The following is a 784-nucleotide window of genomic DNA, read 5'->3' as shown; positions in this document are numbered from 1 at the left end:
CTAAAGTATGGATCAGTGAAGCTAACCTGCTCTGCACGCTCTGGAGTAACGGACATCGCCGCGACAATCGCATCATACTTACCGGCTTTTAGACCAGGAATAATACCGTCCCAATCTTGCGCCATAATCTCACAAGTCACCTGCATATCAGCACAGAGTGCATTTGCTATTTCAATATCAAAACCACCCAGTGTCCCATCGGCATTGGTATAGTTAAAAGGAGCATACGCCCCTTCCGTACCGATACGCAGTACGTCATTCTTTGCTGCCGTTGTTTCGGTCGCATCAGAATTGGTATCGGCCGTACTCTCTTGGCTATTGCTACAGCCAGCGACGGTAAAAATGGTCGCTAGCGTAAGTAATGGCACAGATAGACGACTGGTCGTCATAGCGTTAATAATAGATTTGCCAGTCGTAGCACGGGCTGGAACACAGTGATTGCTCATGATCATCCTTGGGTTTTCTTGGGTAAACAACACTTTTCAAAATAACGGTCTATGCAGAAGACGTCGTCTTAGTTCGTTGCTGCTTCAACTGGTGCGTCTTCTTCAACGACTATGACTTCATCAACACCATCAGTCACGACTGCTTTTTGGGCCGCAGCGGTCGAGCTGGTACCAAAATAGCTACCAGTGATTTGATCATAAGTGCCGTTGTCTTTTAGCTCAGCCAATGCCGCATTGAATTTGGCAACCAATGGATCGCCTTTACGGAATGCAATCCCCATTGCATCATCGTCGCTGCTGATTTCTTGACCTTTAATCTCGTAGCCACTGCCCGCTTC

2 protein-coding genes are annotated in these 784 nt (G+C 47.4%); both read right to left on the bottom strand.

The features are described 5' to 3' along the window. On the bottom strand, window positions 1–389 hold a 389-nt coding region (locus tag ACS8FC_RS16660), incomplete at its 3' end, for a transporter substrate-binding domain-containing protein (RefSeq protein ID WP_439297600.1). Between the two features lie 125 nt (window positions 390–514). Continuing rightward, on the bottom strand, window positions 515–784 hold a 270-nt coding region (locus ACS8FC_RS16655), incomplete at its 5' end, for a transporter substrate-binding domain-containing protein (protein ID WP_439297599.1).

This window comes from Psychrobacter sp. 1Y4 (genome assembly GCF_051847555.1).
The sequence above is the reverse complement of the archived record's forward strand: the minus strand, read 5'-3'. Positions and strand labels throughout refer to the sequence as shown.